Source organism: Mycobacterium sp. NGS39 (assembly GCF_059812765.1).
Genome location: NZ_JCALDH010000001.1, coordinates 54,000 through 76,004, shown reverse-complemented (window position 1 = coordinate 76,004; position 22,005 = coordinate 54,000). Strand labels below are relative to the sequence as shown.

Genomic DNA, 22,005 nt, shown 5'->3' with positions numbered 1-22,005 from the left:
TCAGTCGGCGACGGGGAAGAAAGAGTCGCCGTCTTCCGGGGTGCCGTCCACCTGGCCGCGCGTGACGCGGGAATCCTCGACGATTACACCGTCCACCACGTCGGCTTCGTTCAGGCCGAACTCCGGTGAAGAAACGCCGTCCTCCAAGGTGTCCGGGTCGGGCGCGGGGCCGTCGGCGGCGGGCTCGGGCTCTTCGGCGGCCAGCCGCTCGTCGAGCGAATCGTCGTCACGCGGCTCGATCCAGGTGTCAGGCGGCTCCACCACCTCGTCACCGTCGTCGTTGCGTACGTCGTCGGAGTCCAGCGACTCCGCGGGGCTCAGGGTGTCGCCCGGCCCACCTGCGTCGGGATCATCAGCCCTGTCTGTTGGCATAGCGCTCGATTAACCGCCGCCTCCGACCACTAAACACAGTCGCCGACCCAGCCTGACCACGGACGCCGACATCTGGGCCGCCGTCCAAGATGTCGACACCAACACGAGGACTTTCATGGCGGGGTCGCGTTCTTGCGCCGAAGCATTCTCTTGGAGATATCGCGCGCCAGCCGACCGGCTGTTGGTCAACTGGGATTGCGGGATGCTCCACCGCTCTATCGTGGCGCAGCGGTCGAAGACACCTCGTACCACGCGAAGAGGACTGAATACGACGGAGGCATGTCGACAGGCTCTTACGTGCGCCCACGTGACGGACAGCCGGTGGTACGGACCATCGCTATTCGCTATTGACAGCGGTGGCCTTCTTCATTCGGACCTACAAGTGTTATGACAAAGTTAATAACGCGGCTCCCGCTCGCGTCAGGGTTCAGTTCCCGGTAAACATTTCCGGTTGTCGCTCTGCCGGTTTTCCATTCTGTATTCCAGATGGTCCATTGCTCGACAGTGGCACATTGTCCAAACACACCTGATCGATACCACATGTCAAGGAAGGCACGAGGTGGTTCCGCCACCATGCTCTGTTCAGTTGGGGGCGGGGCACATCCGGCCACGGGTCGGAGCAAAGTCGCGTCTCTTTGAGCGTGCATCTGGCGCAAATACGCATCCACGTCTTGCTTCGGGGCTTCGAAGGCGGCTCCTATGCTCCGCTCTGAGCCGAGGTTTGGAGGTGCCTCGAACGCCAGAATGGGGACGAACGAGTCTGGCAGTGGCACCGACTTGGCGGCGGCGTCAATCTTCTGCGCGGCTTCGTGGGCTGGGATGTTGTCCACAGATTCCGAACCGATGTCCGCGCACCCTGTAAAAAGCAGAAGCGCTGCTAACACTGTGATCGCGCTGACACCGCACGCTGTCCCCGACTTCATCGTCAGCTGACGGGCGGCCGGCGCGCCCACGGCCGCACCGATTCGATCTGCGCACTCAACGACAGCAGAGTGGCCTCGTCGTGCGGCCGGCCGACCAGCTGGATCGACAGCGGAAGCCCGTCGGCGTCAAAGCCGAACGGCACCACCGCGGCCGGCTGGCCGGTGACGTTGAACATCTCCTGGAACGGCACCCGCTGGCCGACGAGCAGCAGCGTCGTGACAGCGCCTCGGCGCTGGTAGGTACCGATCCGCGGTGGGCCGGTCGTCGCGCCGGGGGTGACGACGACGTCGACGTCGTCGAAGATCGACAGCACTCGTGCGCGGACGCGGTCCTCGGCCGCGAGAACGGCGGCCATCCGGCGGTTCGAGAACAGACCGCCCAGCCGTCCTATCCGCCGAGTGCGAGCTTCCAGTCGCTGCGGGTAGGGCATCGTCGTGATGTCGTCGTGCACGCCGCGCAGGTATCGGGGCAGCAGGTTGGTCAGCGTGGCGGTCGGTAAATAGTCCGGGTCGCGGGCGACGACGTCGTGGCCGAGTTCGCGCAACAGCACGCCGGCGTCGTGGACCGCGCGGCGCTGCGCCCGGCCGACAGGTGCGATCAGCGGCGGAGGAACTTTGCAACTCAACGCAATTCGTAGCCGATCCGGTGGGCGCGCCGCGGCACCGACGAACCCGCCCGGTGGCGCTTGTGTCGAGGTCGTGACGTCGAGGAAAAGCGCTGCGTCGGCGACGCTGCGAGCGATGGGACCGTTGACACTGAGCCCGTACCAGGCGTTGTCATGCGGAGCCAGCGGCACCCGGTCCCGTTGCGGCTTGATCCCGAACACGCCGCACCAGGTGGACGGAATCCGAATCGATCCGGCGCCGTCGGACCCCAGCGCCATCCCTGCGAGCCCCGCGGCCACCGCCGCCGCCGACCCGCCGCTGCTCCCGCCGGGAGTGCGGCTGAGATCCCACGGGTTTCGAGTGGCGCCGTACGTCAGCGACTCGGTGAACGGCCAGATGCACAGCTCGGGCACGTGCGTCTTACCGAGAATCACCGCGCCGGCCTTGCGCAACCTGCTTACCACTTCGGCATCCCGGGTCTTGGCCGGCCCGTGCGCCCCCGTGCCCATCGCGGTGACCTCTCCTGCGACGTCGACGTCGTCTTTGATCGCGATCGGAACACCCAGCAGCGGCAGCCTTTCTCCGGCGTCGATGCGCCGCTGCGCAGCCGCGGCTTCGTCACGCGCCGATTCCGCGAGCACCACCCGATAGCTGCGTAACAGCGGGTCCAGCCGGGCGATCCGGTCGAGATAGGCCTCGACGAGTGCCGGCGCGCTGACAGTGCCGGCGGCAAGCATGCGGGCCAGCTCGGCGGCGCCGGCGAACGCGATGTCGGTGGTCACGGTGCCGCCATTGTCACCGCCCGGTTTCCGGCGGTCGCCACGCGGGTACCTGACGGCTCATGAGCACGCCGAAGGACGACGACAAGAGCGAAGGCGACGTCGGTTCGGATCCGAACGTCGCGAGTTCACGTGCCGGCAAAGAAGACGGCGAAGACGGCACGTACGTCGGCCGTTCGGGTTCCGACGACGCGATCGACGTCGGTGAGAGCGGCGCAGAGGCCCGCAGCGACGACGGCTAACTGACTCGAGCTGTCGCGCTGACACGCCGGCGCGATCCCAATTGCATTACGACATGGGCACATTCGCCCTGCCGTGAAGAGTGGTGGGCAGCTAGGCCAGCCACTCACGATCGATTTGCTGTGGTCTCGGCAGGTCGCGAGGACACGATCCGCCCGGTCGCTCTGGTACTCAAATGCCCTGTCCTGCAACAAATTTCGGTCTTCCGCCAATGCCGGCGGTAGGGCCGTTGAGTCCTCCCCGACGTGAAATCGTTAGCCAACCGCGACATCAAGATCGGGTGTAGATCGGCGGGACAGCGGACAAACGATGGTTCACTACCCCAGAAGCGACGACGTCGATCGCATGTGGTGCGGCATACGAAAGATGGGATGGATACCGAACATGAAGTTCTTTGAACGATTGCGTGGTGCGTGGGGGCGCCGGCTGACGGTCGCTGCGGTGGCCGCGGCGTTGTTGCCGGGGCTCGTCGGCATGGTCGGCAGCATGCCGGCGGCAAACGCGTTCTCGCGGCCCGGTCTGCCGGTGGAGTACCTTCAGGTGCCGTCACCGTCGATGGGACGCCAGATCAAGGTGCAGTTCCAGTACGGCGGTCCGCACGCGGTGTATCTGCTCGACGGTCTGCGGGCCCGCGACGACTACAACGGCTGGGACCTCGAGCTGCCCACGTTCGAGTGGTACAACGGCTCGGGGTTGTCGGTGGTGATGCCCGTCGGTGGCATGTCGAGCTTCTACACCGACTGGTATCAGCCCGCGACGGGCAACGGCGGCACCTGGACGTACAAGTGGGAGACGTTCCTCACCCAGGAGCTGCCCGCCTACCTGGCCGCCAACAAGAACGTCTCGCCGACGGGCAATGCCGTTGTGGGCCTGTCGATGTCGGGTGGCTCGGCGCTGATCTTGTCGGCGTACTACCCGGACAAGTTCATCTACGCGTCGTCGCTGTCGGGCTTCCTCAACCCGTCTGAGGGTTGGTGGCCGATGCTGATCGGCATGGCGATGAACGACTCCGGCGGCTTCAACGCGACCGCGATGTGGGGACCGTCCAGCGATCCGGCCTGGCAGCGCAACGACCCGATGCTGCAGATTCCGCGCCTGGTGGCCAACAACACTCGCATCTGGGTGTACTGCGGCAACGGCACGCCGAGCGAGCTGGGCGGCTCTGACCTGCCGGCGAAGTTCCTGGAGGGGTTCACGCTGCGGACCAACGTCACCTTCCGTGACAACTACCTCGCAGCGGGTGGGCGCAACGGCGTGTTCAACTTCCCGGAGAACGGCACCCACTCCTGGCCGTACTGGGGCGCCCAGTTGCAGGCCATGAAGCCGGACATCCAGCAGGTGTTGGGAGCAACTCCCACCGCCTGACCATCGAAACCACTTCGGCCCCGGCACCCCAACCGCCGGGGCCGAAGTGTTTCATCCCCCTCGCCAGCGCAGCGCTTCTAGCGCGACCGCGACATGCACGCTGGTGTTCTCCAACGGCCGCGGCAGCATCTCCTCAGCGCGAGCGAGTCTGCGCAGCAATGTATTTCGGTGGGTGTACAACTTCGCAGCGGCCCTCGACGCGTTGCACTGCTCGCTGACGAACGTCAGCACGGTTCGGTGCAACTCTGGATCGGCATGCTCGAAGTCTCCGAGCGTGTCGGAAATGAACCGGTCCGCGCGTTCGGGATCCGTCGTGATCAGCGCGACGAGCTCCACGTCGGTGAAGCTGACCACTTTCTGCGCCGAGCCCAGCCGGGCCACCATCCGCTGCGTGGTCACCGCGTCGAGGTGGCTGCGCCGGAACCCCTCGATGCCGGTGGCGCTCGGTCCGACCGCGACCCGCACCCCACGCAGGTCCGCCAGCGCGTCAGCGATGCGAGCCGGGTCCACGCCGTCGCGACCAGGAATCCACACCCACCTGGTAGCGGCGCCGGCCATCACGGACAGGGGCCGCCGACCGTCGCCCACGTGCAGCACCGCGTCGGTGGCACGGTCCAGATCGGACAGCTCGGCAGTGGGCTGGTCACTCCAGATGACGGCCGCGGTGTGGGTCTGGTCGAGGCGGTATCCGAGCCGGCTTTCCGCGCGCTGGCGGGTGATCGGGGCTCCGTCGAGAATCAGCGCGACCACCTCGCGACGTTCGGCGTGCGTTCCACGCGTGAGTTGTTCGCGTTCGATCTCGACTTGCCGATAGATGCCCGCGATCGTCGCGTCGACGAATGAGCTGATCGAGCGTGCTGACACGTCGAGCAGTTCGCGCAGCTCCTCCGGGTCCGACGTCAGCCCGAACGCCACCTGCATCCAGAACCGCCATGCGACGTTCTGGCCGATCCGGTATGCATCCACGGCGGACTCGTCGAGGCCACGGCGGATGAAGTCACGTGCCACATCCAGCGTCTCTGGGCTGAGATTCGCGGGCACGGGTGCGCACGGATGGCTGATGTTGGCGGCGGCCCAGTGCAGCAGGTTCGCCCGGTTGCTACGCCGGATTGACTCCGCGAGCACGGGATCGCCGGCGATGACGCGCATGTACTCCGACGACAGCGTGGCCGTGTCCAACTCGTCGAGCCATTCCTGGGGCACGTTGAGCAGGAATTCTGCGCCTTGCCGCATCAATTCGCAGATTCGTGGCGACGGGCGCGGCCACTCCATGTGCAGATACTAGGTCTGTCGGTGCACATTGCACCAGTAAGCCGGTGGAAACGGTGCAACTTGGCATTGTTCGACGGACCTGTCGGGCCTGACGATGGGACGCACCGTCAAAGGAGCCAGTGTGATGCCACAAGTCCCCACCGACCACGTCGACGTCCTGATCATCGGCGCCGGTATCTCCGGAATCGGCGCGGCCTACTACCTGCAGACCGAGCAGCCCGGCAAGTCGTACGCGATCCTCGAGGCACGCGGCGACATCGGCGGCACCTGGGACCTGTTCCGCTATCCCGGCATCCGGTCGGACTCGGACTTGCACACTTTCGGCTACGAGTTCAAGCCCTGGGCGGACGAGGACGCCATCGCGAGCGCCGACAAGATCCTGGCCTATCTGCGCGAGACCGTCGCTGAGAACGGCATCGGCCGACGCATTCGCTTCGACCACAAGGTTCTCGGGGCGGCCTGGTCGAGTTGCGACGCGCGCTGGTACGTCGACGTCGAACATGCCGGTGAGCGGGTCACGGTGTCCGCGAACTGGCTGTTCGCCGCGGGCGGTTACTACCGCTACGACGAAGGCTTCACCCCGCACTTCGAGGGCCGCGACCGGTTCCGTGGGCAGATCGTGCACCCGCAGCACTGGCCGGAGAACCTCGACTACCGCGGCAAGCGCGTCGTGGTGATCGGCAGCGGCGCGACAGCGGTCACATTGGTGCCGGCGATGGCCGGCGACGCGGCGCACGTCACGATGCTGCAGCGCTCGCCCACCTACATCATGCCCGTGCCGTCGAAGGACACGATCGCCAACGCGTTGAAGAAGGTCCTGGGCAGCCGGCGTGGCTACGCGATCACGCGTCGCAAGAACATGCTCAAGCAGCGAGCGGTTTACCGTGTGTGCCAACGCTTTCCGCGTGCGGCCCGGCAGATCATCCGCTATGTCAACGCTCGTCAGCTACCCGACGGCTATCCCGTCGACGAGCACTTCAACCCCACCTACGACCCGTGGGATCAGCGGCTGTGCGCGGTGCCCGACGCCGACTTGTTCAACGCCATCCGCGACGGCAAAGCCTCGGTGGTCACCGACCGCATCGCCACGTTCACCGAACGCGGCATCCTGCTCGAGTCGGGTACCGAGCTGCAGGCCGACATCATCGTCACCGCAACAGGTTTGAACTTGCAGGCGTTCGGCGGCATTGAACTCAGCGTCGACGACGAGCCGGTGCATCTGCCCGACACGGTGGCTTACAAGAGCATGATGCTGTCGGGCGTGCCGAACTTCGCGTTCGTGTTCGGCTACACGAACTCGTCGTGGACGCTGAAAGTCGGCCCGCTGTGCGAGCATTTCTGCCGTCTGCTCGGCTACATGGACGACCACGGCTACCACACCTGCGTCCCTGAGGTACGCGACCCGGACATGGCGACCGGTCCACTGCTGGACTTCGACGCCGGCTACGTGAAGCGCGCCGTGCACCAGTTGCCCCGGCAGGGCGACCGCGGCCCGTGGCGCATGGTCATGGACTACCGCCGCGATGTCGAGCTGCTGCGCAACGGCCCGGTCACCGACGAGAATCTGACGTTTCGCACTGCGGCCGCCGAGTTGGTGGCGGTCTAATCACGCACGCGCAGAACGACTTTGCCCTTGGCGGTCCGGTTCTCCAGTGAAGCCACAGCGGCGGCAGCCTGCTCCAGCGGATACACCGATGGTTCCGGTGCGGGCAGTCGCCCCGAGGCGAGCAGCTTCTCCAGTCCGGCCCACTGCTCGGCCAGCGCGCCCGGATGCGTCATCGTCCACGCACCCCAGCCGACACCGACGACGTCGATGTTGTTGAGCAGCAACCGATTCACCTTCACAGTCGGGATCTCACCGCCGGTGAAGCCCACCACCAATAGCCGGCCCGCCGGTGCCAGCGAACGCAGCGAGTCGGTAAAGCGGTCTCCGCCGACGGGATCCATCACGATGTCCACGCCACGACCGTCGGTCAGCTCCTTGACCGCGTCCTTGAACCCGTCGGTCAGCACCACGTCGGTGGCACCCGCGGCCGTTGCGACAGACCGCTTCTCGTCGGTGCTCACCACCGCGATCGTGCGCGACGCTCCCAGTACCGGCGCCAGCCTCAATGTCGAGGTGCCGATGCCACCCGCGGCGCCGTGCACCAGCACCGTCTCGCCCTCGGTGAGACGGCCACGGACGGTGAGCGCGAAATACACTGTGAGGTCGTTGAACAGCAGGCCGGCGCCGGCTTCGAAGCTGACGTTGTCGAGTAGCTTGAACGTCCGCTGTGGGTCCAGCACGGCGACTTCGGCCATGCCGCCGCTGATCATCGTCAGCCCGGCGACGCGGTCCCCGGGCCGTACGTGGCTGCCGTCCGGGGCGCTGCGCACCACGCCGGCGATCTCGCCGCCGGGAACGAACGGTGGCTCCAACTTGTACTGGTACAGGCCGCGAGACAGCAGCGCGTCGGGGAACGCGACACCCGCGGCGTGCACGTCGACCACCACGCCGTCACCGCTGGGCTCCGGGATCTCGGAGATCTCGATCGCGTCTGGACCGTCGAGCCGGGTCACCTGTGCTGCGCGCATGCCACCTCCGATTTGGGTCCGCGGCGACAAAGCCTACTGTTCACACCAACGGCAAGAAATGGAGGCATCCCATGCAGCTTGCGCTGACAGACGACGAGGCGAAGTTCCGCGACGAGCTTCGCGAGTTCTACACCACCGAGATCCCGGCGGAGGTACGCCAGCGGGTACGTGAAGGGGTGTTCGAGCGCGACGACATCGTCAACACACAGAAGACACTGAACGCCAACGGCTTGGCGGTGCCGAACTGGCCCCTGGAGTGGGGCGGCAAGGACTGGACTCCCACCCAGCACCAGATCTGGCTCGACGAGATGCAGCTGGCCTGCGTGCCGGAGCCGCTGAACTTCAACACCAAGATGGTGGGCCCGGTGATCGCGGAGTTCGGTTCGCAGCAGATCAAGGAGCGCTTCCTGCCGCCGACGGCCAACCTCGACATCTGGTGGTGCCAGGGCTTCTCCGAACCGGAGGCCGGCTCGGACCTGGCGTCGCTGCGCACCACCGCGGTGCGTGACGGCGACAGCTACGTGGTCAACGGGCAGAAGACGTGGACCACGCTGGGGCAGTACGCCGACTGGATCTTCTGTCTGGTTCGCACCGACCCCGGCGCGCCGAAGAAGCAGGCCGGCATCTCGTTCTTGCTGATCGACCTGGACACTCCTGGCATCACGATGCGGCCGATCAAGCTGATCGACGGCAGCGTCGAAGTCAACGAGGTGTTCTTCGAAGACGTCCGAGTGCCTGCCGATCAGCTCGTCGGCGAGGAGAACCAGGGCTGGACCTATGCGAAGTTCCTGCTGGGCAACGAGCGCACCGGCATCGCGGGCGTCGGTCGAACCAAGGTGAAGCTGGCGTCGGTCAAGCAGCACGCGGCGCAGAAGGGAATGCTCGCCGACCCGCTGTTCGCGGCACGCCTGGCCGAGGTCGAAAACGACCTGCTGTCACTGGAATTGACGCAGATGCGCGTGGTGGCAGGATCGGCGGACGGCAAACCGAACCCCGCCTCGTCGGTGCTGAAACTCAAAGGAAGCCAGCTGCAGCAAGCGGCCACCGAGCTGCTGGTCGAGGTCGCCGGCTTCGACGCGCTGGGCGGTGGGGACGACTGGACCGGACGCGCTGCTCCGACCTATCTCAACTATCGGAAGACGTCGATCTACGGCGGCAGCAACGAAATCCAGCGCAACATCATCGCGTCGACGATTCTCGGATTGTGAGGTAGGCCATGGACTTTCAGTTCTCAGAAGAGCAGATCCTGCTGCGCGACACCACACGCAGCCTGCTGTCGCGCAGCTACGACCAGGAGAGCCGCAACAAGGTCGCCGACACCGAGCTCGGCTGGAGCCGCGACGTGTGGAATCAGTTGGCGGAGATCGGGATTCTGGGTCTCGGGTTCGACGAGGACGCCGGCGGGCAGATCGAGATCCTGGTGGTGATGACGGAAGTCGGCCGCCATCTGGCGCCGGAACCGGTCGTCTTCGGTGCGCTGGCACCGGGCGGGCTGATCGCCGACCTGGGCACCGATGCACAGCGCGGGCTGCTCGACGAGGTCGCCGGCGGCCAGCGGCTGTTGGCTTTCGCTCACGAGGGCACCACTTCGGCTGCGCAACAAGGTGATTCGTGGACGCTGAGCGGTCGCAAGAATCCCGTGCTTGCCGGTGACAGCGCCGACACGCTGGTGGTGAGCGCGGAACTGCCCGACGGCGGCACCGGGCTGTTCGTCGTCGACGCGGCCGCCACGACCAGGCGCCCGTACCGCACCTTCGACAGCCGCCGCGCAGCGCAGATCGACTTCGAAGAGACGCCGGCGGAGCCGCTGGGCGACGCGGCCGACGTGTCGGAGCACATTGCGGCCGCGCTGATCCGGGTGCAGTCGGCGCTGTGCGCCGAGGCCGTCGGCGCGATGGAGGAGTCGTTGCGGTTGACCACCGAATACCTCACCAGCCGAAAGCAATTCGGTGTGACGCTGAACAAGTTCCAGACGCTCACCCAGCGGGCGGCCGACATGTACGTGTCCCTCGAGATGGCCCGCAGCATGAATCTGTACGCCGCGATGTCGATCGCGGACGGCCGGCTGGATCCGGTGGTTGCGTCGCGCGCCAAGCTGCAGATCGGCCGGGCGGGCCGGCACATCGGGCAGGAGGCAATCCAGCTGCACGGCGGCATCGGCGTGACTGCGGAGTATCCGGTCGGCCACTACACCGCCCGGCTGACCGCGATCGAGCAGACGCTGGGCTCGTCCACGGACCACCTGCGCCGGCTCGTCGAGCACGTCGGCGACTACGACATCGTGACGTTGTGACCGCTCACCGAGCGTGAGCGGGTGGCGATATTTCGGCCGATTTTTCGCAACCAGCTCACGCTCGGCGCGGGAGTTACACAGACCAGCCAGCGCTCAGCTGACCAGTCGCGCGATCGACCGCAGCGGAATCGACAGCCACGTCGGGCGGTGCCGCGCCTCGTAGGCGGCCTCGTACACGGCTTTGTCCAACTCGTACGCCGACAGCACGGTCGCCGAGTCGCGGGGATCGGCGCCGGCCACCGCGGCGTATCCGTCGCAGAACGCGGCCTGGTTGCGTTCTACCCACTCGCGCGCCCGGGCGGCCAACTGCTTGGCCGTGTCGCCGTCGTGGTCCACCAGCCGCTGATAGGCGGCGTACTCGTAGGACCGCAGCATCCCCGCCACATCCCGCAACGGCGAGTCTGGCTTGCGCCGCTCGTCCAGCGGCTGCCCCGGCTCCCCTTCGAAGTCGATCAGCAGCCAGGTCTCCGGTGTCCGCAGCACTTGGCCCAAGTGCAAATCGCCGTGGATGCGCTGCACCGTGATCGTCTCGCCCACGAGCTTGTGGAAGCGCTCCTCGATGGCCGGTGCGAACTGCTGCAGCTCCGGCACCGAAGCCGCCGCTGACGTCAACCGCCCCAGCATCACGTCGACCGGGAAGTCGACGGTCGAGGTGCCCAGCTCGTTGGCCAGCGTCGCGTGCACCGACGCCACCGCCTCGCCCAGCCGGTACGACTCCCCGGCGAAGTCACCGCCGACCTCGTACGCGTACAGGTCGCCCTCCGCGAACAGATCACGGGTGCTGGCCGTCGCCATGTCCCAGCCTTCGGCGGAGTTCGCCGCGAATTCGGTGACCATGCCCAACGGCCAGTCTTGCCCGTCCAGCCGCATCTCGATCGAGCCGAGCAACGCCGCGACGTGCGGATTGCCCGCCCGTGCGAGCACTCGGTTCAGCTCGATGTCGGGGTTGATGCCGGGTGCGATCCGGCGGAACACCTTCAAGATGGCTTCCTGCTCGAAGATCACGCTGGTGTTGCTCTGTTCGGACTCGAACACCCGAGGGGCGGCATCGACCGGCAGCCTCGCGCCGGGCTCCTTGGAGAACCGGACGTCATCGCGGGTGGCGTCGGCGTCGATCAGCGACACCAAGAAGTGGGCAGCGGCGGGGTCGTACAGCGCGTCGTAAGCGGTGTGGTCACCCTCGGGTCCGGACGACGTGCCGATGGTCGCGACGTGGCTGTACTCGTCGGGCGGCGGGCAGTCCCACAGCACGATCACCTGGTAGCGCTCGGACGAGCCGTCGGTGTAGGACACGTCGACGAGCACCAACTCGAGGTCCTCGCGCAGCGGCACCACCCGGGCAGGTTGCGCCGCGGCCAGCTCCCGGCTGCGCCCTGCGTACCAGCGCTGCCGCGGTAGCCATTCGGCAAAAGGCAGGTTCATGTGTTCCTCGCGCAAGCTCATCACCGATTCTCCTCGAACATGCGCAACTGGAACCAGTAGAAACCGTGGCCCGGCAGTGTCAGCAGGTACGGCAGGTGCCCGATCCGCGGGAATTCGACGTGCCCGGTCAGTTCGACCGGCGTGTAGCCGTTCCAGTGCTGCAGGTAAAGCTCGATCGGCTGCGGAAAGCGCGACAGGTTGTTGACACACAACACCAGGTCGTCGCCGTCTTCGCGCAGGTAAGCCAGCACCGACGGGTTCGACCCGCCCAACTCCTTGAACGTGCCGGTGGCGAACGCGGGGTGGCGGCGCCGCACCGCCAGCATCGTGCGGGTCCAGTTCAGCAGCGAGGTGGAGCTGTCCAGCTGGGCCTCCACGTTCACCGACTGATAGCCGTAGATCGGGTCCTGGTTCGGCGGTAAGTAAAGCCGGCCGGGGTTGGCCTTCGAAAAGCCCGCGTTGCGGTCGGGCGTCCACTGCATCGGAGTGCGCACGCCGTCGCGGTCACCGAGCCAGATGATGTCGCCCATCCCGATCTCGTCGCCGTAATAGATGACGGGCGAGCCGGGCAGGCTCAGCAGCAGCGCGGTGAACAGCTCGATCTGGTTGCGGTCGTTCTCCAGCAGCGGAGCCAGCCGACGACGGATGCCGACGTTCGCCTTCATGCGGGGGTCTTTGGCGTACTCGGCGTACATGTAGTCGCGCTCTTCGTCGGTGACCATCTCGAGCGTCAACTCGTCGTGGTTGCGCAGGAAGATGCCCCACTGCGCCATTTCAGGAATCGGCGGCGTCTGGGAAAGGATCTCCGAGATCGGGATCCGCGACTCGCGCCGCACGGCCATGAAGATGCGCGGCATCAGCGGAAAGTGGAACGCCATGTGGCATTCGTCGCCGCCGGTGGCCGGGTCGCCGAAGTATTCGACGACGTCGGCCGGCCACTGGTTGGCCTCGGCCAGCAGCACCCGACCGGGGTATTCGTCGTCGAGCACCTTGCGGCAGCGCTTCAGAAACGCGTGCGTCTCCGGCAGGTTCTCGCAGTTGGTGCCCTCCCGCTCGAACAGGTACGGCACGGCGTCGAGTCGAAAGCCGTCGATTCCGAGGTCCAGCCAGAACCGCAGCACGTCGATCATCGCCTCTTGGACGGCGGGGTTGTCGTAGTTCAGGTCGGGTTGGTGCGAGAAGAACCGGTGCCAGTAGAACTGCCGACGGACCGGGTCGAATGTCCAGTTGGACTCTTCGGTGTCGACGAAGATGATCCGCGCATCGGAGTACTTGTCGCTGGTGTCGCTCCACACATAGAAGTCGCCGTACGGCCCGTCCGGGTCGCGGCGGGATTCCTGGAACCACGGGTGCGAATCGGAGGTGTGGTTCATCACCAAGTCGGTGATCACCCGGATGCCCCGCCGGTGTGCTGCGTCCAACAGTGCGACGAAATCCTCGACAGTGCCGAAGTCGGGCAGCACCTTGTAGAAGTCGCGGATGTCGTAGCCGCCGTCGCGCAGCGGCGAGTCGTAGAACGGCGGCAGCCACAGGCAGTCCACGCCGAGCCACTGCAGGTAGTCGAGTTTCTCGGTCAGCCCGCGCAGGTCGCCGGAGCCGTCGGCGGTCGCGTCGTAGAACGCTCGCACCAGCACCTCGTAGAACACCGCGCGCTTGTACCAAGTGCGGTCTGGCGGCAGGATCCGCGCGTGCCCGAAGTCCTCGGCGGTGGGATGCTCTACGAGTCCGTCTTCGACGTGGCTGCCCTGCGAGGGGTGGGTGTCATGATCCGGATCGCCGACGTCGTGTGTCATCTGCATCAGAATCTCACCTACCCGGACACGCGCAAACCCAACCCCGGCCGGCGAAAGCCATTGCGCCGCCTACTGCTCGAATTCCAGATGGTGCCGGATCTCCTCGGCGGCGGCTTGCAACGTCCGCGAGACGATGCCGCGCCCGACGAGCTCGCCGAACCACGCAGTACCCCATCCGGTCAGCGCGAACGTCAGAGACAGGGTGAGACGGCATCCGAGCTCGTCGTCGTCGACATGTGCGTCAAGCGAATGCCGCGTTCCGGACAGTGATCGCCACCGCAGCTGTCGATTCCCCGCCCGCGTCACCAGCACTCGGCCACCGAGATAGATTGTGCCGCTTCGCATGAACACATCCCACAGTTGGCCATCGTCGCTGTCGCCGACGAACTTGCAGCGCTTGAACGTCGACACTGCCGGAACCAGCTTGTGCATGTCGGTGAGGAACGCGGCGGCTTCGTCGGCCGGACATTTCACCGTCTTGGTGACAGAGACCGTTTGCGCCATCGCCTCACCTGATCATCGGGACGACGGTTTTGCTTGCCAGCTTTGACAATCCGACTTGCATCACGCTGGTGACGTAGTCGTAGGCGAGGTCCCAGTCGGGCTGCTGGCCGAAACGGTCGCGCACGTCTATCGGTTCGAGGACCTGCATCCGGATCTTCGCGGGAAACGGAAAGTGCGGCAGCGGCAGCGGCGACAACCCCCACGGCATGCTGAATGTCAGCGGCAGGCTTTTGACCCGCAGCAGCTTGTCCAGCCGCAGAGCTTTCGCGGTGCGCCGGCCGTCGTTGAGCACGAACAGCGTGTCGTGTCCACCGGTGGCCACCACCGGCACGATCTTGACGTCGTTCTGGTGGGCCAGCCGCAAGAAGCCCTTACGGCCGGAGAACACGATCTTGTGCCGATCACGCCACGGCCGCAGCGCCTCGACGTCACCGCCCGGGTAGACCAGCGCGCAACCGCCGCTGGAGAAGATCTTCTCCGCACACGAGTTGTCGGCCGGGACGACACCGAGCTTGCGTGTCAGCGGGCCGATCCCGGGCGCCTTGGTGATCGTGTCGTGTGCGAGCGCGTACAGCGGCCGGCCCTCGACCGTGAAGTAGGTGTTGTAGGCGAGCAGGAAGACGAAGGTGTCGGGGGTGGCACCGCCGCCGCTGTGGTTGCCGACGAACAGCACCGGCTCGTCGGGCACATTCTCGAAGCCGTCCACTTCGGCGCGAAACCAGACGGTCGCCGCAAGCCAGAGCGTGGGCAGCACGTTGCGGATGAACTCGGGGTCGCGGCCCCGTAACTCCTCGGGAATGTCCACGACAGCGTGCCGTGGTTCAGCGACTGGCCGTCGATGCCTGCAACCGCGACAGGTTCTCCACCGACTTGCGCACGTCGCCCTTCAGTACGCGCGCCACTAGTGAGCCCACCGGCCCGGATAGCACGCCGCCGCACAGGTCGGCGCACAGGTGGAATTCCGAGCCGCGGCGATGCTCGGCGATGGTTAACGTCAGCGCGATCCGCACGCCGCCGAACCCGTGGCCTTTCATCTCGATGCACGACGGCGGGTTGTACTGGGTGACCTTCCAGTGGATGGTGTTGCGAAAGCCCTTGACCTTGATGCACGACGACACCTCGGTGCCTTCTTCGATGGTGTCCGGCACTTGGCTTCGCCAGCCGCCGAAGATGGTCAGCCACTCGTCGAAGCGGTTGAGGTCCGACGCCAACTCCCACGCCTGTTGGGGGGTCATGTCGGCGGCCACCGACACGTCAACTTTCGCCATCGCAAGCTCCCTTCGCTGTTGTCCCGGTACCCAGCGAGTCGCTGCTCTTAACCGCCGAGCTCGCGGACCGCCACGTCGAGGTTTTCCGCCTGCTCGGCGAGTTCTCGCTCCGACAGGTCGCGCCCACCGGTGCGTTTGAGCAGGTCGTCGCGCGAGATGACCTCCAGCGCGCCCCGGTACTGCTCGGAGTCGCGCTGCTCTCGGCCCAGCACTTCGGTGCGGCCTTCGATGAGCACCAGCGCCGCGTCGGGCTGCTCGGCGTCGAGCAGCTTGCGTACGTCGTCGACCGAAATCGTCATCACTTGCCCCGTCCTGTTCGCTGCTGCAGCTGGTCGATGAGGTCAGACGCCTGTGCCTTGGTGAGGTCGTCGGGCACCTGCTCTCCGGCCTCCCGCGCCAGCGTGTTGAGGTAGCTGCGCTGCGCTCCGGTCATCGGTTCGTCGCCGGTCACCCAGTCCGCCGGATCCTTCTCCGGATTCTCCGCGGGCGCCCTGTCGGCATTCTCGGTCATTACCCACACCCTTCTGTCAGTGTCCGGGGGTAGGGATGCCCGCCAGTTCTGTTTGGTATGCGTCAGCTGGTCAGTACTTGTGGTGACAGTTCTTTGAGCATGGCGTTGGCCCAGCGCATCTGCCGCATAGTCTGCGGTCCCCCGGTCCATACGGTGTCCTGCCGCCCACGGGTTCGCGATGCTGCTTACCCGGCCGGCATGCTGGATAACCGTCGAAAACTGGGGAAGTACTTCGCGGTGACAGCCCAACGACTGGAAACCATGCTGCGCGAACGCGTCGACGGCGAGGTGCGCTTCGACGACGCGAGCCGGGCCGCCTATTCGACCGACGCGTCGAACTTCCGCCAAGTGCCTATCGGTGTCGTGATCCCGCACACGCCCGAGGCGGCAGCCGCCGCTGTAGCCGTCGCTCGCCAGTGCGGCGCTCCCGTACTCTCTCGTGGCGGCGGCACCAGCCTGGCTGGCCAGTGCACCAACACCGCCGTGGTGATCGACTGGTCCAAGTACTGCAACAAGCTCGAGTCCGTCGACGCCGACGCCCGTCGCTGCGTGGTACAGCCCGGCATCGTGCTCGACGATCTCAACCGCCAATTGGCAAGGACCGGACTGCGATTCGGGCCGGAACCGGCCACCCATATGAACTGCACGCTGGGCGGGATGATCGGCAACAACTCGTGCGGCGCAACCGCACAGCGCACCGGCAAGGTCGTCGACAACATCGCAGGCCTGGAGGTTCTGTGCTACGACGGCACCCGGTTCTGGTGCGGACCGACCACCGACGATGAGTACGCCCGCATCGAGGCGCGGGGCGATCTGCGTGCGGCGATCTACCGCCAACTGCGCCGACTGCGCGACGGGTACGCCGACGACATCCGCGACGGCTTTCCGCACATCCCCCGGCGGGTGTCCGGCTACAACCTGGACTCGCTGCTGCCCGAGCACGGCTTCGACGTTGCCGGACTGTTGGTGGGCAGTGAGTCGACGTTGGTCACGGTGTTGCGAGCGGAGCTGAAGTTGGTCGACGTGCTGCCGGAGCGCACGTTGGTGGTGCTGGGTTATCCGAGCATCGACAAGGCCGGCGACGCGGTACTGGCTGTGCTGCCGCACGAGCCGATCGCGCTGGAAGGCTTGGATTCCAAGCTGATTCGCGACGAACAGCTCAAGCACCTCAACCCAGAGGCGTGCAAGAAGCTGCCCAAAGGACCGGCGTTTTTGATGGTGCAATTCGGCGGTCACGACAAAGAGCACGTCGACCAGCGGGCTCACCGGCTGCTCGAGGCACTGGAAGGCGGCGACCACGACCCCACCGTCGCATTCCTGGACGACCCCGATCGCGAAGAGGAACTGTGGCACGTGCGCGAGGCCGGACTGGCCGCGACCGCGCATGTCCCTGGTCGGCCGGAAACATTTGAGGGATGGGAAGATTCAGCGGTCGCGCCCGAGAAGCTGGGCGAATATCTGCGGCGGTTGACCCAGCTTTTCGCCGAGTTCGGTTACGAGAGCGACACCGGACCCAGCCTCTACGGACACTTCGGCCAGGGCTGCGTGCACACCCGGATTCCGTTCGACCTGTTCACCGCCGACGGGGTGGCCACCTACCGCCGATTCCTGCAACGCGCCGCCGATTTGGTGGGCGAGTTCGGCGGCTCACTGTCCGGTGAGCACGGCGACGGGCAGACTCGGGGCGAGCTGTTGCCCAGAATGTTCGGCCCGCGGCTGATGGACGCGTTCGAATTGCTCAAGGGCATCTTCGACCCGTTCAACAAGATGAACCCCGGAAAGGTGGTCTTCCCCAGGCGCCTCGACCAAAACCTGCGGCTCGGATCCGATTGGGCCCCAGAGGCTCCCGCGGACCTGCACTTCCGTTATCCGCACGACGAAGGCTCGTTTGTGCACGCGGTCAACCGCTGCGTCGGGGTCGGCAAGTGCCGCCAGCATTCCACCGATGGCGGTCAGGTGATGTGCCCCTCCTACCAGGTGACCCGCGAAGAGCACTACACCACGCGAGGCCGGGCCCGGCTGCTGTTCGAGATGCTGGACGGCCACGGCGACAGCCCGATCCGCGGCGAGGGGTGGCGCTCGCTGGAGGTCAAGGACGCGCTCGACTTGTGCTTGGCCTGCAAGGGATGCAAGACCGATTGCCCCGCCAACGTCGACATGGCCACCTATAAGGCGGAGTTCCTGGCGCACCACTATGCCGGTCGGCAATGGCGCCGGCCGCGCTCCGACCTGACGATGGGCTGGCTGCCGGTCGCGGCCCGCATGGTGACCGCCGCGCGGCTGGGTCCGCTGCTCAACGCGGCCGCTACCTCGCCGAGACTGCGCCGGGCGGTCGTGGCCGCTGCCGGGATCGAGGACCGTGACATCCCCCGGTTCGCCAATCAGACACTGCGGCAATGGTTTCGGTTGCATACGCCGCGCGGTTCGGGTGAGCGCGGAACCGTCATGCTGTGGCCGGACACTTTCACGGACTGCTTTCATCCGCACATCGGCCAGGCCGCTGTTGCCGTGCTCGAAGACGCCGGCTGGTCGGTAACCCTGCCGCCGAAGGCGTTGTGCTGTGGGCTGACCTGGGTGTCCACCGGACAGCTCACCACCGCGAAGAAGGTCCTGTCGCGTACGGTGCGCGCACTCGCGCCGCACGTGCGGGCCGGCGGGCTGGTGGTGGGACTGGAACCCAGCTGCACCACAGTGTTTCGCGCGGACGCCGCCGAGCTGTTTCCCGACGACCACGACGTGCTGCGGCTGCGCGACCAGACCGTCACGCTGGCCGAACTGCTCACCCGCCATTCGCCCGGCTACTGCCCGCCCACCCGCCACGTCGACGCGCTGGCGCAGGTGCACTGCCACCAGCACGCGGTGCTCGGCTGGCAGGCCGACGAGGAACTGTTGCAGGCCGCCGGCGTGGATGTGCACCGCCTGGACTCCGGATGCTGCGGATTGGCAGGCAATTTCGGCTTCGAACGCGGCCATCTCGAGGTGAGCAAGGCATGCGCTGAACGGGTGCTGCTTCCCGAGATCCGACGCGCCTCTGAAGACACCGTGGTACTGGCCGACGGGTTCAGTTGCCGCACACAGATTGCCGAGCTGGCTGGTGGCCGCGAGGGACTGCACCTGGCCGAACTACTCGCCGACGGAAAGGAACAGGCATGCGAGCCATCACTGTCGAGCCGGGCCACAGTGGAACGCTGAAGGTCGCCGACGTGCCCGACCCAGAGCCGGGTGAGGGCGAGTTGCTGGTCGATGGCATCGCGGTCGGCGTGTGCGGCACCGACAAGGAGATCGTCGCCGGCGAGTACGGCTGGGCGCCGGCGGACACGCCGTGGTTGGTGCTCGGCCACGAGTCATTGGGCCGGGTTCGGCAAGCACCTCCGGACAGCGACTTCAGCGAAGGCGACGTGGTGGTCGGCGTGGTCCGCCGCCCGGACCCGGTGCCGTGCGGTGCCTGCGCGCACGGGGAATTCGACATGTGCCGCAACGGCCGATACCGCGAACGCGGCATCAAGGAATTGCACGGCTACGGCAGCCAGCAGTGGACCGTCGAACAGGACTACGCCGTGCGGCTGAACCCGGCGCTGCATGACGTCGGCATGCTGATGGAGCCCACCTCGGTGGTGGCCAAGGCGTGGGAGCAGGTCGACGCGACCGGGCAGCGCAGTTGGTTCGAGCCGCACCGGGTGCTGGTCACCGGCGCCGGCCCTATCGGCTTGCTGGCCGCGCTGATCGGCACGCAGCGCGGACTGGACACCCACGTGCTGGACCAGGTCACCAGCGGGCCCAAGCCCGAACTCGTGAAATCGCTGGGCGCGACCTACCACCACGACGACGTCGACTCCGTCGCCAAGCGTCTGCAGCCCGATGTCGTGATCGAGGCAACCGGCGTCGCGAACCTGGTGTTCAGCGCCCTGCAGCACACCGACACCTACGGCATCACCTGCCTGACCGGGGTGTCGCCGACCGGCCGGAAGCTCAGCCTGGACGCCGGCGCGGTGAACCGGGAGATCGTGCTGGAAAACGACGTCGTGGTCGGATCGGTCAACGCGAACCTGCGTCACTACCAGCAGGCCGCCGACGTGCTGGCGCGCGCGGACACCGGGTGGCTGGCGCGGCTGATCACCCGCAGGGTGCCGCTGGAGCGCGCCACCGAGGCGTTCGAGAAGCGAGACGGCGACGTCAAAGTGGTGATCGACCTCGACGGGCGTAACTGATGGCACCAAGCCGCATCGAGGACTACGCGCTGATCGGTGACCTGCACACGGCCGCGATGGTCGGCCGCGATGGCAGCATCGACTGGCTGTGTCTGCCGCGGTTCGACTCCGGGGCATGCTTCGCGGCGCTGCTGCACGACGAGTCGGCCGGACACTGGCGGCTCGCGCCGGCCGGGTGCGCAGCGGCGACCCGGCGCGGCTACCGCGACGACACGTTGATCTTGGACACCGAATGGGACACCGACAGCGGGTCGGTGCGGGTCACCGACTTCATGCCGCCGCGTGGCGACGCCCCCGACGTGGTTCGGATCGTCGAAGGGCTGACGGGCACGGTGCGCATGACCATGCGGCTGGTGATCCGCTTCGACTACGGCCACATCGTGCCGTGGGTGCGCCACGACGACGCCGGACTGACCGCCGTCGCCGGACCGGATGCGGTGTGTCTGCGCACGCCGGTGCCGGTGCACGGCCGCGACATGGCCACCGTCGCCGAGTTCGACGTGAGCGCCGGGCAGCGGATCCCGTTCGTGCTCACCTATGTGCCGTCCTACCAACCCTGGAAAGCGCGGGCCGAGGGCGAGCAGTCGCTGACCGACACCGAGGACTATTGGCACGACTGGATCAGCCACTGCACCTACCGCGGCCCGTGGGAATCGGCGGTGCGGCGCGCGCTGATCACGCTGAAGGCGCTGACCTACCATCCCACCGGCGGCATCACCGCCGCGGCCACCACGTCGCTGCCCGAAGACATTGGCGGCGTTCGCAATTGGGACTACCGATATTGCTGGTTGCGCGACGCGTCGTTCACGTTGCAGGCGCTGCTGGGCACCGGTTACGTCGACGAGGCCAAGGCCTGGCGCGACTGGCTGGTGCGAGCTGTGGCCGGCGACCCGTCCAAGCTGCAGATCATGTACGGCCTCGACGGCGCGCGCCGGCTGCCTGAGCTCACGCTCGACTGGCTGTCCGGCTACGAAGGCTCCCGGCCGGTGCGGGTGGGCAATGCCGCGGCAGCGCAGTTCCAGCTGGACGTGTGGGGTGAGGTGCTGGACGGCCTTCACTTCGCCCGCGACACTGGACTGTCGGCCGAGGAGACGGCATGGGACGTCCAATGTGCGCTTTTGGACTTCCTCGAAAGTAATTGGCAGGAGCCAGATTCCAGTCTCTGGGAGGTCCGCGGTCCGCGGCGGCATTTCGTGCACTCCAAGGTGATGGTATGGGCGGGCGTCGACCGCGCTGTGCACACCGTTGAGTGCCAGGGGCTCGACGGGCCGGTGGACAAGTGGCGCGCGCTACGCGACGAAATCCACGCGGACGTCTGCGCCAAAGGCTACGACTCCGACCGCGAGACGTTCACCCAGTTCTACGGCTCGCGCGGGCTGGATGCCGCGTTGTTGCTGCTGCCGCGCGTGGGCTTCCTGCCGTGGACCGATCCGAGAATGCTCGGCACCGTCAAGGCGGTGCAGCGCGAATTGTCCAGTGACGGCTTCCTTTTGCGCTACCGGCCCGATGCCGACGGCGGGGTCGACGGCCTACCGGGCCATGAGGGCGCGTTTCTGGCGTGCACGTTCTGGCTCGCCGACGCGCTGCACGGCATCGGCCGCCGCGACGAAGCCCATCGGTTGTTCGAGCGGCTGCTAAGACTGCGCAACGACGTCGGACTGCTCAGCGAGGAATACGACACCGGGTCGGGCCGGCAGGTCGGCAACACCCCGCAGGCCTTCTCCATGGTCGGATTGGTCAACACCGCACGCCAGCTCACCGGGACGTCGGCGGAGACCGATTCTGACTGATCCCAGCAGTCCCGGAAACGACGTCGGCGACACTGGTGATGACGAGGTGAAGCCGAACTGCGCGGGGGAGGTCGCGACGAGTGGC

The 22,005-nt window shown here is 66.5% G+C and carries 19 protein-coding genes; 8 read left to right on the top strand and 11 right to left on the bottom strand.

Annotated elements, in window-relative coordinates; translation table 11 throughout:
- Together AC5Y39_RS00375 and AC5Y39_RS00370 are read right to left on the bottom strand one after the other, a co-directional pair.
- On the bottom strand, positions 1-372 hold the full coding sequence (locus AC5Y39_RS00375; RefSeq protein ID WP_500015751.1) for a hypothetical protein: 372 nt from the start codon (positions 370-372) through the stop codon (positions 1-3).
- 925 nt (positions 373-1,297) lie between these two features.
- Positions 1,298-2,683 (bottom strand): amidase, encoded by a 1,386-nt coding sequence (locus tag AC5Y39_RS00370; protein ID WP_500015749.1) that lies wholly within the window; start codon positions 2,681-2,683, stop codon positions 1,298-1,300.
- A gap of 59 nt (positions 2,684-2,742) precedes the next feature.
- Between AC5Y39_RS00370 and AC5Y39_RS00365 the strand changes: the two genes are divergently transcribed.
- Entirely contained in the window at positions 2,743-2,922 is a 180-nt protein-coding gene (locus AC5Y39_RS00365) for a hypothetical protein (protein WP_500015747.1), read from the top strand.
- 382 nt (positions 2,923-3,304) lie between these two features.
- The gene (locus AC5Y39_RS00360; RefSeq protein WP_500015745.1) at positions 3,305-4,285 is read left to right on the top strand and encodes an esterase family protein; all 981 of its coding nucleotides are present in this window, start codon (positions 3,305-3,307) and stop codon (positions 4,283-4,285) included.
- Between the two features lie 51 nt (positions 4,286-4,336).
- Here the strand turns inward: AC5Y39_RS00360 and AC5Y39_RS00355 are convergent, their stop codons facing one another.
- Complete coding sequence (locus AC5Y39_RS00355; RefSeq protein ID WP_500015743.1) at positions 4,337-5,557, bottom strand: Rv1453 family transcriptional regulator; 1,221 nt, start codon at positions 5,555-5,557, stop codon at positions 4,337-4,339.
- A 124-nt stretch (positions 5,558-5,681) separates the two neighbouring features.
- Here AC5Y39_RS00355 and AC5Y39_RS00350 point away from each other — a divergent pair, with 124 nt between their 5' ends.
- The gene (locus AC5Y39_RS00350) at positions 5,682-7,163 is read left to right on the top strand and encodes a flavin-containing monooxygenase (RefSeq protein WP_500015741.1); all 1,482 of its coding nucleotides are present in this window, start codon (positions 5,682-5,684) and stop codon (positions 7,161-7,163) included.
- Here the strand turns inward: AC5Y39_RS00350 and AC5Y39_RS00345 are convergent.
- Positions 7,160-8,131 (bottom strand): NADPH:quinone oxidoreductase family protein, encoded by a 972-nt coding sequence (locus AC5Y39_RS00345; protein ID WP_500015739.1) that lies wholly within the window; start codon positions 8,129-8,131, stop codon positions 7,160-7,162. The genes AC5Y39_RS00350 and AC5Y39_RS00345 overlap by 4 nt on opposite strands.
- 71 nt (positions 8,132-8,202) lie before the next feature.
- Here AC5Y39_RS00345 and AC5Y39_RS00340 point away from each other — a divergent pair, with 71 nt between their 5' ends.
- Together AC5Y39_RS00340 and AC5Y39_RS00335 are read left to right on the top strand one after the other, a co-directional pair.
- Positions 8,203-9,339, top strand: a complete 1,137-nt coding sequence (locus tag AC5Y39_RS00340; protein ID WP_500015738.1) for an acyl-CoA dehydrogenase family protein — start codon at positions 8,203-8,205, stop codon at positions 9,337-9,339.
- A gap of 8 nt (positions 9,340-9,347) precedes the next feature.
- Positions 9,348-10,424: an acyl-CoA dehydrogenase family protein gene (locus AC5Y39_RS00335; protein WP_500015736.1), complete on the top strand. Its 1,077-nt coding sequence runs from the start codon at positions 9,348-9,350 to the stop codon at positions 10,422-10,424.
- A 93-nt stretch (positions 10,425-10,517) separates the two neighbouring features.
- On the opposite strand, the gene AC5Y39_RS00330 is transcribed toward AC5Y39_RS00335, so the two are convergent.
- From AC5Y39_RS00330 to AC5Y39_RS00300, 7 genes are all read right to left on the bottom strand, one after another.
- Entirely contained in the window at positions 10,518-11,846 is a 1,329-nt protein-coding gene (locus AC5Y39_RS00330; RefSeq protein ID WP_500016102.1) for a maltokinase N-terminal cap-like domain-containing protein, read from the bottom strand.
- 20 nt (positions 11,847-11,866) lie between these two features.
- On the bottom strand, positions 11,867-13,639 hold the full coding sequence (gene treS, locus AC5Y39_RS00325) for a maltose alpha-D-glucosyltransferase (RefSeq protein ID WP_500015734.1): 1,773 nt from the start codon (positions 13,637-13,639) through the stop codon (positions 11,867-11,869).
- A gap of 69 nt (positions 13,640-13,708) precedes the next feature.
- A complete protein-coding gene (locus AC5Y39_RS00320; protein WP_500015732.1) occupies positions 13,709-14,143 on the bottom strand; it encodes an SRPBCC family protein in 435 nt (144 codons plus the stop codon).
- Between the two features lie 4 nt (positions 14,144-14,147).
- Entirely contained in the window at positions 14,148-14,948 is an 801-nt protein-coding gene (locus AC5Y39_RS00315; protein WP_500015730.1) for a lysophospholipid acyltransferase family protein, read from the bottom strand.
- A gap of 16 nt (positions 14,949-14,964) precedes the next feature.
- Complete coding sequence (locus AC5Y39_RS00310) at positions 14,965-15,411, bottom strand: type II toxin-antitoxin system Rv0910 family toxin (RefSeq protein WP_500015728.1); 447 nt, start codon at positions 15,409-15,411, stop codon at positions 14,965-14,967.
- 47 nt (positions 15,412-15,458) lie between these two features.
- Positions 15,459-15,710 (bottom strand): hypothetical protein, encoded by a 252-nt coding sequence (locus tag AC5Y39_RS00305; RefSeq protein ID WP_500015726.1) that lies wholly within the window; start codon positions 15,708-15,710, stop codon positions 15,459-15,461.
- Positions 15,710-15,922, bottom strand: coding sequence for a DUF3072 domain-containing protein (locus AC5Y39_RS00300; RefSeq protein WP_500015724.1), 213 nt, complete (start codon positions 15,920-15,922; stop codon positions 15,710-15,712). The genes AC5Y39_RS00305 and AC5Y39_RS00300 overlap by 1 nt, the downstream gene beginning before the upstream one ends.
- 198 nt (positions 15,923-16,120) lie before the next feature.
- Here AC5Y39_RS00300 and AC5Y39_RS00295 point away from each other — a divergent pair, with 198 nt between their 5' ends.
- From AC5Y39_RS00295 to AC5Y39_RS00285, 3 genes are read left to right on the top strand one after another with little or no spacing between them, the layout of a single operon-like run.
- Complete coding sequence (locus AC5Y39_RS00295; RefSeq protein ID WP_500015722.1) at positions 16,121-19,114, top strand: FAD-binding and (Fe-S)-binding domain-containing protein; 2,994 nt, start codon at positions 16,121-16,123, stop codon at positions 19,112-19,114.
- A complete protein-coding gene (locus tag AC5Y39_RS00290; protein ID WP_500015720.1) occupies positions 19,072-20,130 on the top strand; it encodes a glucose 1-dehydrogenase in 1,059 nt (352 codons plus the stop codon). The genes AC5Y39_RS00295 and AC5Y39_RS00290 overlap by 43 nt, the downstream gene beginning before the upstream one ends.
- Positions 20,130-21,920, top strand: a complete 1,791-nt coding sequence (locus tag AC5Y39_RS00285) for a glycoside hydrolase family 15 protein (RefSeq protein WP_500015718.1) — start codon at positions 20,130-20,132, stop codon at positions 21,918-21,920. Before AC5Y39_RS00290 ends, AC5Y39_RS00285 begins: the two co-directional genes overlap by 1 nt.
- The last annotated feature ends 85 nt before the right edge of the window (positions 21,921-22,005 follow it).